The 10,156-nt window shown below is 71.9% G+C and carries 9 protein-coding genes, 1 tRNA gene and 1 pseudogene; 7 read left to right on the top strand and 4 right to left on the bottom strand.

Going from position 1 to position 10,156, the window contains the following annotated elements; all coding sequences use genetic code 11:
* Positions 1–181 precede the first annotated feature (181 nt).
* Genes GA0070558_RS10715 through bagB form a run of 3 tightly spaced genes read left to right on the top strand, consistent with a single transcriptional unit; the run spans position 182 to position 3,106 of the window.
* The gene (locus GA0070558_RS10715) at positions 182–874 is read left to right on the top strand and encodes an Rv0361 family membrane protein (RefSeq protein WP_091278119.1); all 693 of its coding nucleotides are present in this window, start codon (positions 182–184) and stop codon (positions 872–874) included.
* Between the two features lie 48 nt (positions 875–922).
* Positions 923–1,900, top strand: a complete 978-nt coding sequence (gene bagA / locus GA0070558_RS10720) for an ATPase BagA (RefSeq protein WP_077937986.1) — start codon at positions 923–925, stop codon at positions 1,898–1,900.
* A 54-nt stretch (positions 1,901–1,954) separates the two neighbouring features.
* Positions 1,955–3,106 carry an ArsA family ATPase gene (bagB, locus tag GA0070558_RS10725; protein WP_176734170.1) on the top strand — a complete coding sequence of 384 codons (1,152 nt, stop codon included), beginning with the start codon at positions 1,955–1,957 and terminating at the stop codon, positions 3,104–3,106.
* Between the two features lie 42 nt (positions 3,107–3,148).
* On the opposite strand, the gene GA0070558_RS10730 is transcribed toward bagB, so the two are convergent.
* A complete protein-coding gene (locus GA0070558_RS10730; protein WP_091278121.1) occupies positions 3,149–3,466 on the bottom strand; it encodes a WhiB family transcriptional regulator in 318 nt (105 codons plus the stop codon).
* Between the two features lie 397 nt (positions 3,467–3,863).
* Between GA0070558_RS10730 and GA0070558_RS10735 the strand changes: the two genes are divergently transcribed.
* Positions 3,864–6,314 carry a penicillin-binding protein gene (locus tag GA0070558_RS10735; protein WP_091278173.1) on the top strand — a complete coding sequence of 817 codons (2,451 nt, stop codon included), beginning with the start codon at positions 3,864–3,866 and terminating at the stop codon, positions 6,312–6,314.
* 46 nt (positions 6,315–6,360) lie between these two features.
* Here GA0070558_RS10735 and GA0070558_RS33340 read toward each other — a convergent pair whose 3' ends face one another.
* A complete protein-coding gene (locus GA0070558_RS33340) occupies positions 6,361–6,513 on the bottom strand; it encodes a hypothetical protein (RefSeq protein ID WP_176734171.1) in 153 nt (50 codons plus the stop codon).
* Positions 6,514–6,568: 55 nt separating this feature from the next.
* Here GA0070558_RS33340 and GA0070558_RS33345 point away from each other — a divergent pair, with 55 nt between their 5' ends.
* A complete protein-coding gene (locus GA0070558_RS33345) occupies positions 6,569–6,742 on the top strand; it encodes a hypothetical protein (protein ID WP_176734172.1) in 174 nt (57 codons plus the stop codon).
* A gap of 41 nt (positions 6,743–6,783) precedes the next feature.
* On the opposite strand, the gene GA0070558_RS10740 is transcribed toward GA0070558_RS33345, so the two are convergent.
* Entirely contained in the window at positions 6,784–7,239 is a 456-nt protein-coding gene (locus tag GA0070558_RS10740) for a GatB/YqeY domain-containing protein (protein WP_091278123.1), read from the bottom strand.
* A gap of 25 nt (positions 7,240–7,264) precedes the next feature.
* On the opposite strand from GA0070558_RS10740, the gene GA0070558_RS10745 reads away from it, so the two are divergent.
* Both GA0070558_RS10745 and GA0070558_RS10750 read left to right on the top strand, forming a co-directional pair.
* Positions 7,265–8,158, top strand: a complete 894-nt coding sequence (locus tag GA0070558_RS10745) for a metallophosphoesterase (RefSeq protein WP_091278124.1) — start codon at positions 7,265–7,267, stop codon at positions 8,156–8,158.
* Between the two features lie 351 nt (positions 8,159–8,509).
* Positions 8,510–8,583, top strand: a tRNA-Pro gene (locus tag GA0070558_RS10750).
* 74 nt (positions 8,584–8,657) lie between these two features.
* Here the strand turns inward: GA0070558_RS10750 and GA0070558_RS10755 are convergent.
* A pseudogene (locus GA0070558_RS10755) lies at positions 8,658–9,695 on the bottom strand (tyrosine-type recombinase/integrase); the annotation flags it as partial.
* Positions 9,696–10,156: the final 461 nt, after the last annotated feature.

A 10,156-nucleotide genomic window follows, 5' to 3' on the forward strand; every position in this document is an offset into this window, starting at 1 on the left:
AACGCGCTTCCGTGATCGACGTGTCGGTCGGGCCGCCCGGGGCCCCACCCTGGGCCGGGTTCACCGTTACCCTTCCCGTCGGACGGGTCACGCGGGCCCGGCCGCCTCCGCACCCGCCTTCGCTCGTCCAGCGCTCGCGTCCCACCGGGACGACGACGTGCCGCACCCCCGGGGGACCGACATGACCCAACCGCCCAACGGCGGCGCCACCGGATCGCCCAGCGGTCCGCCCTCCGGCGACCACACGCCCGGCCCACCCGTCGGGCCGGTCTCCCCCGCCCCGCCCGGCACCGGCCCGTTCGGCGCCCCGGCCGGGCCCGCGCCGTTCGGCGCCCAGCCCACCCCCTTCGGCGGCCCGTCGGGCCCGGGGGCCGCCGCGATCCCGCCGCCCCCACCGGGATACCCGCCCTACCATGCCCCGGTCGCGCCGAAGCAGCGGCGGGGCGTGCTCGTCGCCTCGATCGTGGCGGTCCTGGCGCTGCTGCTCTGCGGCGGCGGCGGTGCCGCCGCGTTCTTCACGCTGCGCAGCACGGAGAACGGCGAGGGCGCGAAGGAGCCGGCGGTCGCCGTGGAAAACTTCCTCACCGCCGTCTACCGGGAGCGGGACGCCCGCAAGGCGGCCGGCTACGTCTGCGCCGCCGCCCGCGACGACCGGAAGATCACCGCCAAGGTCACGGAGCTGAAGCGGTACGTCGAGCAGTACTCGGACGCCCGGTTCCGCTGGACCAGCCCGAAGGTGGACAACCAGACCGGCGACCGGGCCACCGTCACCACCAGGGTGACCATGACGACCTCCGACGAGAAGGTCGCCGACCAGGATCTCCGCTTCACGGTGGTGCAGAAGACCGGCTGGTGGGTCTGCGAGATCGCCTGACCGGACGACCCGACCGAGGGGCACCCGCCGGGTGGATAGGCTCGACGGGTGCGAGCAGCTGAGCGGCCGGCCGACCCGGCCCCCACGCAGTGGCCGGCGCGCCTGAACGTCGTGACCGGCAAGGGCGGCACCGGCAAGACCAGCGTGGCGGCGGCGCTGGCCCTGGCGCTGGCCGCCGACGGTCGGCGCACCCTGCTGGTCGAGGTCGAGGGGCGGCAGGGCATCGCCCAGCTCTTCGGCACCGACCCGCTGCCGTACGCCGAGCGGCACCTCACCGACGCCCCCGGCGGCGGCGAGGTGCGGGCCCTCGCGGTGGACGCCGAGGAGGCCCTGCTGGAATACCTCGACATGTTCTACAAGCTCGGCGCGGCCGGCCGGGCGCTGCGCAAGCTCGGCGCGATCGACTTCGCCACCACCATCGCCCCCGGCCTGCGGGACGTGCTGCTCACCGGCAAGGTCAAGGAGGCGACGACCCGCAAGGCCGGGCAACGCCGGGCGTACGACGCGGTGGTGCTCGACGCGCCGCCGACCGGGCGGATCGGCCGGTTCCTCAACGTCACGGCGGAGACGGCCCGGCTGGCCAAGGTCGGCCCGATCAAGACCCAGAGCGAGGGGGTCGCCGCGCTGCTGCGCTCCCCGATGACCGCGGTGCACGTGGTGACGCTGCTGGAGGAGATGCCGGTCCAGGAGACGGTGGACGCCGTCGCCGAGCTGACCCAGCTCGGCTTCCCGGTGGGGCGGGTGATCGTCAACGCGGCCCGTCCCCCGCTGCCCGCCGGCCGGCCGGTGACCGCCGCCGAGCTGCGGCGCGGCCTGGCCGCCGCCGGGCTGCCGGCCGACCGGGACACCGTCGCCGGGCTCGCCGCCGAGGCCCGGGACCAGCGGGTCCGCCGGGAGCTGGAGGACTCGCTGCGCGGCGACCTGGCCGAGCTGGGGCTGCCCCTGACCGAGCTGCCGCTGCTGCCCGGCGGGGTGGACCGGGCGGGGCTGGCGGAGCTGTCCCGGGCGCTCGTGCGGGCGGATTGACTCACACTGGCGGCCGGCACGGCGCGGAGACCGCGCTCAGCCCGATACGCTCGATTGGTGCCTTCCGAAGCCGCGGCGCCGCAGCTGGACGTCGACCAGATCCTCGCCGACCCCGGCGTGCGGATCGTGGTGTGCTGCGGGGCGGGCGGGGTGGGCAAGACGACCACCGCCGCCGCGCTCGCGTTGCGCGCCGCCGAGCAGCACGGCCGGCGCACGGTGGTGCTCACCATCGACCCGGCCCGCCGGCTGGCCCAGTCGCTGGGCCTGACCGAGCTGGACAACACGCCCCGCCAGGTCAAGGGCATCGACGTCGAGGCCAGCGGCGGCGAGCTGCACGCCATGATGCTGGACATGAAGCGCACGTTCGACGACGTGGTGCTCCAGCACACCGACCCGGCGAAGGCGCAGGAGATCTTCGCCAACCCGTTCTACCAGGCGATGAGCTCCACGTTCGCCGGCACGCAGGAATACATGGCGATGGAGAAGCTGGGCCAGCTGCACGCCCGGGGCGAGTGGGACCTGATCGTGGTGGACACCCCGCCGTCCCGCTCGGCGCTGGACTTCCTGGACGCCCCGGCCCGACTCTCCCGGTTCCTCGACGGCCGGATGCTGCGGCTGCTGCTGGCTCCGGCGCGCAGCGGGGGCCGCAGCATGTTCAGCCTCGTCACCGCGAGCTTCGGGATGTTCTCGAAGGTGGTGCAGAAGGTGCTCGGCGCGCAGCTGCTCACCGACCTGTCCGGCTTCGTGGCGGCGCTGGACTCGATGTTCGGCGGCTTCCGGCAGCGGGCCGAGCAGACGTACCGGATCCTCCAGGCGCGGGAGACGGCCTTCCTGCTGGTCGCGGCCCCGGAGCCCGACGCGGTCCGGGAGGCGGCCTACTTCGCCGGTCGGCTGCACTCCGAGCGGATGCCGCTGGCCGGGCTGGTGCTCAACCGGGTCCACGAGCCGACGGTGCCGGCGCTGGACGCCGAGGCGTGCCTGGCCGCCGCGCAGCGGCTGGCCGAGGCCGGCGGGCACGACGGCACGGTCGACGTGCTGCGGGCGCACGCCGCGCTGGTCCAGCAGGCGCAGCGCGAGCAGCGGGTGGCGGCCCGGTTCACCGAGGCGTTCCCGCAGGTGCCGGCGGTGTCGGTGACGGCGCAGCCCGCCGACGTGCACGACGTCGACGGGCTGCGGACGATCGGCGCGGCGATCAGCCGGCCGTGAGCCGGCCCGCGATCGGCCGGCCCTGGCCTGCCTGACCGGCCGTCAGCCGGTCGGGACGAGGACCTTGCCCTTGCCGGACTTGTCCTTCGCGTTCTTCTTCATGGCCGCCTCGAACATCTTCCGCCAGCTGGCGACCTGGGGGTGCCGGCGCAGCAGGGCCCGGCGTTCCCGCTCGGTCATGCCGCCCCAGACCCCGAACTCGATCCGGTTGTCGAGCGCGTCGGCCAGGCACTCGTACCGAACTGGGCAGCTCCGGCAGATCCGCTTCGCCACGTTCTGTTCAGCGCCTTGTACGAACAGCGCGTCCGGGTCCCCGTTCTGACACGCCGCCAGTGACGGCCAGTCAGTGATCATGCCCATGTGTACACGTCCCCCCTTGCAGTACCTACCGACTTCGCGCGACCAGCCGTCGAATCCCCCCGGTCGTCCGGCCGGCCTCCCCAGGGCGGCACGGACGACGTGTGGCTGTCGCCCCAACCATCATGCTCTGTAGTTGGATGATTACGCAACGTTGTCGGCAAAATCCATCATTACGGACACTCCCGGCTTCCCGGGCCTTCGGCCCCCGTCTACCCGGCCGCAGTACGTGAAAACGCTGCGCCGCTCCTCCGATCGGTGGAGACTCATCGCGGATCCGCGCAACCCCGCACCAGGGCTCGTGCGTTTAGCACAACGAGGTCGGCGCGCGCAGGAAATGGGGAAAAGACGCCCCAGCGCCCCTCGTTCCCTACTCGCGTACCCTGTCGAGGTGACCTGGATGCGGAAACGTGACCATAATGTGCTGACCAACGCCGCATCGCTGCTCGTCTGTGGCCTGCTGGCCGGCGTGGTGGTCGCAGCGGCGGCCTTCCCCGCGGTGGCGATGTCCGGGCTGGCCGCCAAGGCCGGCGCGGAGACCTTCGGGGCACTGCCCAAGGAGCTGACGGTGGGCCGCGCGCCGCAGATCAGCTACCTGCTCGCCTCCGACGGCAAGACGCCGCTCGCGACCATGTACGACGAGAACCGGCGCGACGTGAAGTTCGGCGACATGTCGCCGTACATGCCGAAGGCGATCATCGCCGCGGAGGATCACGACTTCTACAAGCACAACGGCGTCGACCTCAACGGCGTCGCCCGGGCGTTCGTCAACAACCAGTCCGGCGCGAACTCCCAGCAGGGCGCGTCGACGCTGACGATGCAGTACGTCCGGCTGGCCATCGCCTACTCGGCCACCCACCCGGCCGACGTCGTCGCCGCGACCGAGGACACCAGCGCCCGCAAGCTGCGCGAGATGCGGCTGGCCCTCCAGGTCGACAAGGAGTTCTCCAAGGACGAGATCCTCACCCGCTATCTCAACCTCGCCTCCTTCGGCAACGGCGCGTACGGCATCTACGCCGCCAGCCAGGTCTACTTCGGCAAGCCGCCGAGCAAGCTCAAGATCGAGGAAGCGGCCATGCTCGCCGGCATGGTGAAGGCCCCGAGCACGAACGACCCGACCACCAAGACCGGGTACCCGCTCGCCCTGGACCGGCGCAACTACGTCATCGACAACATGGTCAAGATCGGCGCGATCACCCAGCAGGAGGGTGACGCGGCCAAGGCCACCAAGATGGTGATCAAGGACAAGACCACCCCGAACGGCTGCGTCGCCACCAACAAGAAGGAGTGGGGCTTCTTCTGCGACTACTTCTACCGCTGGTGGATGCAGCAGGAGACGTTCGGCTCGACCTCGTACGACCGGGAGCGGCGGCTCAAGAGCGGCGGCTACACGATCGTCACCAGCCTCGACGCGCAGGCGCAGAACGGCGCCGACAAGGCCGTTCGCAAGAACCTGGGCGTCAACAGCAAGGCGGCCCGGATGGTCGCGGTCGTCGAGCCGGGCACCGGCCGGGTCCGCGCGCTCTCGGTGAACCGCAACTTCAAGATCGACGACCCGAAGAAACCGCAGAACAAGCTGAACAGCGACCCGCGCAAGCGCAGCAAGGGCATCCGGGGCAACTACCCCAACACGGTGAACCCGCTGCTCTCCGGCGGCGGCGACATCAAGGGATACCAGGCCGGCTCGACGTTCAAGATCTTCACGATCGTGGCCGCGCTGGAGAAGGGCATCCCGCTCAGCTACACGATCAACTCGCCGAAGCAGTTCAAGTCGGAATACATCATCAATCCCAGCAGCCCGGCAGCCTGCCAGGGCCCCTACTACTGCCCGACCAACTCGGTCGAGTCGATGGCCGGCGTGCACAACATGTGGAGCGCGTTCGGCCGCTCGGTGAACACCTTCTTCGTTCCGCTCCAGCAGCAGGTCGGCGCGGAGAACGTGGTCAAGGCGGCGCAGAAGCTGGGCATCGAGTTCCGATCGAGCGAGGACGCGGACTTCGCCAACAACAAGGAGGCGGCGCACCAGTGGGGTGCGTTCACCCTCGGCGTGTCGGCCACCACCCCGCTGGACCTGGCCAACGCGTACGCGACCCTCGCGGCCGACGGAAAATACTGCGAGCCGATCCCGGTGCAGGAGATCAAGGGCCCGGACGGCAAGAAGCTCGACGTCGCCAACCCGCGCTGCGAGCAGCGGATCAGCACCCAGGTCGCCCGCGCGGCCGTGGACGCGGCCCGCTGCCCGGTCGGCGACCGGTCGTCCACCTCCCGGTGCACCGGTGCCACCGCTCCCAACGTTCGGGGCATCGTCGGCAAGCCGGTGGCCGGCAAGTCCGGCACCACCGACTCGGAGAAGACCTCGTCGCTGGTCGCGATGACCAAGCAGTACTCGGTCGCCGGCATCATGGCCGACCCGGACTGGCCGCAGACCAACCAGCAGATGGGCCACGACACCCCGACGGGCATCAACCCCCCGGTGTACGAGACGCTGCGCGACGCCATGAAGGGCAAGAAGGGCATCGAGTTCACCCCGCCCAGCGGCAAGATCATGGAGGGTGACCAGCGGTCGATCCCCGACGTGAAGTGCGTGGACGTCGAGACCGCGAAGGACCGGCTGCGGGGCGCCGGCTTCGACCCGGTGGTCTCCTCGGCCAAGGTGCCGTCGAGCTGCGCGGCCGGCCAGGCCGCCGGCACCAGCCCGAACGGGCGCACCATCAAGGGTGGCGTGGTGGTCATCGAGGTCAGCAGCGGCAGCGGCGGCCCCTCCAGCCCGCCGGCCAACGGCGGCACCGGCGGCGGGCCCGGCCCGGGCAACCCACCCGGCCAAGGCGGCCGACCGGGTCGCAACGGCTGACCGGGCCGCACCACCCGCATCGCAGGTGACGACGGGCGGGCACCCCTCAACCGGGGGTGCCCGCCCGTCGCCGTTCATCGCCGATTACAGAACTGTCGAACAGGCCCGTCATCCAGCGGGTCACATCGAGCAGGCCGAACTGCGGGGCGCCGCCCGGATAACGTGAGCGGATGGCCGCGTTTGCGCTCGTCTGGTTCATTCTGGTGCCCATAGGAATCGCATGGGTCGTAGTGGCGTCGCTGCCATTACGACCCATGCGGCTGCGCCTCGGCTTCCTGGCCGCGCACGTCGCGGTGTCGATCGTCCTGATCTTCTCGCTGGTCGAGCCACGCGCGTTGTGGGTGATGGTGTTCGGCCCCGGCCTGGCGATCTCGGCCACCCGACTCGCGATCTTCCTGACCGAGGCGGCCAGGCGAAGGAGCACGTGACGACCGGGACACGCCCGGCGTACGGGTGGCAGGGGCGCGCGTCAGAGGCCGAGCTGGCGGCGTACCTCGGCGGCCACCCGGCCCCCCTCGGCCCGGCCGGCCGCCGCGGCCTGGGCCGCCTTCATCGCCGGGCCCATCTGCGCCTTGCCGGTGAAGCCGCCGGCGGCGAGCGCCCCCGCGACCAGCTCGGCCAGCTCGTCGTCGGAGAGCTGCTTCGGCAGGTACCGGTCCAGCACCTCGCCCTCGGCGCTCTCCTTCGCGGCCTGCTCGGCGCGCCCGGCGTCCGCGAAGGCGGTCGCGGCCTCGCGCCGCTTCTTCGCCTCCTTGGTCAGCACCGCGAGCACCTCGTCGTCGGTGAGCTCGCGCTTGGCCTTGCCGGCGACCTCGGCCGTGCCGACGGCCGCCAGGGCCATCCGCAGGGTGGAGGTGGTCAGCTCGTCGCGCGCCTTCAGGGCGGCGCGCATGTCGGCGGTGAGGCGGTCCTTCAGCGTGCTCATGGACGGTGAAACTACCCTGAACGGCATGCGAAAGCGCACACTATTCCGACTCGGCGTGGGCACCGTCGCGGCCGGGGCGGCAACCCTGGCGTACGCGTCACTCGTCGAGCGCAACCTGTTCACCCTGCGCCGGTTCGACGTGCCGGTGCTGCCGGCCGACACCGAGCCGCTGCGCGTGCTGCACCTGTCCGACCTGCACATGATGCCCGAGCAGCGGCGCAAGCAGGACTGGGTGGCGTCGCTGGCGGCCCTCGACCCGGACCTGGTCGTGGTCACCGGCGACAACATGGCCCACCCGGGCGCGGTGCCCGGCGTGCTGCGCGCCCTCGCGCCGCTGCTGGACTTCCCGGGGGCCTTCGTGTTCGGCTCGAACGACTACACCGGGCCGGTGCTGAAGAACCCGTTCAGCTACTTCCTGCCCGACCGGGAATACAGCGAGGGCGCCGAGCTGCCGTACGACGAGCTGCGCGACGTCTTCACCGGGGCCGGCTGGGCGGACCTGAACAACGCGCGGACGACGCTCAAGGCGGGCGGGCGACTGATCGAGCTGGTCGGCGTCGACGACCCGCACATCGCGCGGGACGACTACCCGTCCGTCGCCGGCCCCGTCTCGGCGGCGGCGGAACTGTCGATCGCGCTGTCCCACTCCCCCGAGCCGGCCGTGCTCGACCAGATGGCCGCCGACGGCTTCGAGCTGCTGCTGGCCGGCCACACCCACGGCGGGCAGGTCTGCGTGCCGGGCTTCGGGGCGCTGGTGACCAACTGCGGGCTGCCCCGGTCGATGGCGAAGGGCCTGCACCGCTGGCCGGACTCGGACGCCTGGCTGCACGTCTCGGCCGGGCTGGGCACCCACCCGACCGCGCCGGTGCGGTTCGCCTGCCGGCCGGAGGCGAGCATCCTCACCCTGATCCCCCGCTGAAGCTGGCGGCTGGCGGCTGGCGGCTGGCGGCTGGCGGCGAGTGTGACGTGCGCCGCCTCCGGGCGCGGTCCCTGGCCGTGCCCGGCCGCTCTGCGCGGAGGGGCGGCGGGCACGGCCGCTCTGCGCGGAGGGGCGGCGGGCACGGCCGCTCTGCGCGGAGGGGCGGCGGGCACGGCGGGCGGGCGCGTAGGCCGCCCGGTCGGCACCGTTGCGGGACGTCAGGGCTGCTCGGGACGCTAGGGAGCTGAGTCGTTTACGACATCGGCCGGGGGCGCACCGGGGCCGGGCGGGGCGGTGGGGGTACCGAGTTTGACCACCGGACGGGGTGGGCTACTATTTGTCCGCACGCCTCGGGGTGTGGCGCAGCTTGGTAGCGCGCTTCGTTCGGGACGAAGAGGTCGTCGGTTCGAATCCGGCCACCCCGACAGAGGTCAGAGGGCACATCCTATCGACGGATGTGCCCTCTAGTGCTTTGTACAGCAGTGAAGCGCAGCAACGGTCAGCGCAGGCTCTCGCCCAGGCGCTTGAGGGCGTCGCGGGTGGCGTCCGAGGACGCCTGCGAGTAGATCTCCATCGTCACCGGCACCTCCGTGTGCCGGAGCACCTGCATGATGACGCGCGGGTGCACGTCCAGGTCGACGAGCAGGGTCGCGCAGGTACGCCGGGCGTCGTGCACGGTGATCCTCCGGACCCCGGCGCGGGCGCAGCGGGCGTCCCAGGACCGGTTGAAGTTGCGCGGCTCGATGGGAGTCCCGTAGCGCGTGGTGAACAGCAGCGGCGAGCCCTGCCAGGCGATGCCCGCCTGGTCGCGGTCGGCCTTCCTCGCCTGTTGACGGAGGTCGAGCGCCGCCGCGCAGATGTCCGGCAGCGGGAGGGTGGCGTCCGAGGTCTGCGTCTTGGTCTCCCGGTGCAGCAGTTGCCCGCCGACCCGCTGCAACTGCCAGCTGATCGACACTTCCCCCGCCGCCAGGTCCACGGCGTCCCCGGTGAGGCCGAGCACCTCACCCTTGCGCAGGCCGAGCACCAGGATCAGCACGTACGCGGCGTACAACGGATCGCGGTCGGCCCGCGCGGACTCCAGGAACCGACGCGCCTCGTCGCTGGTCCACGCCCGGCCCCGGCGGCGACGGACCGGTGGGAGCTTGACCAGGGCGGCGGCATTGCGGGTGACCAACTCCTCGGTGGCCGCGTGGTTGAGCGCCGAGCGCAGCACACCCCGGACGTCCTTGACGGTGCGGGCGGACGGCACGTCGCCGCAGCACCGGCCGAGCGCGCAGCAGCGCCGTCTGAGTTCGGGGCGGCGAGCGTCCTTACCCTGGGCGCAGCACTGGCAGGTGCGGGCCACCTCGTTGATCCAGGTTTGCACGTCGCGCACCTGGAGCCGGTCGAGCCGCTTCCCGCCGAGGCCGGGGATCACGTACAGCCGGAGGATCGTCTCGTAGGTGGCGCAGGTCAGCGGCGCGAGGTTGGGGCACACAACCTTCCGGTGCCAGTAGGCCAGATAGTCGCCGAGTGTCGGGAGCGCCGCGCCGTTGGGCGAGTCACCGCCGGCCGTGATGGGCATGCGGCGCGGGGTGTGCGTGGCCGCCCCTCCAAGGTCAAGGGCGCTTCGCGTCGCTGCGCGACGGCCCTGCGGGCCGCCCTTGACCCCGGAGCCTCTGCGACCCCTCGGGCCGGCGTTGCCGGCAGGCCGGGGGCCTGCCCGGAGTACACGCGCCGCATGCCCACCACGGCCTCCTCAGTTGGCCCGCGCGGCAGCTCGCATCGGACGTCAAGCTCAGCTTGACGGAGGGACAGGAGATCGAAGCGCACTACTAGCCTCGGTCTTTCACGGCTGCCGTGATCTTGGGGGTTGGGAAGGGTCTGCGGAGACGGCGAAGTGCCTGCCGCGTAAGGAAAACTGACCGGTGTCGAGTCGTTCAGAGTTCCGCGCGCGGAAGGCACTTCGTAGGTGCAGAGTACCGATTGGTCCAGAGGGTTGTCCGTCGAGGTCGGCGG

Origin of the sequence: Micromonospora haikouensis (assembly GCF_900091595.1) — a bacterium.
Taxonomy (GTDB): domain Bacteria; phylum Actinomycetota; class Actinomycetes; order Mycobacteriales; family Micromonosporaceae; genus Micromonospora; species Micromonospora haikouensis.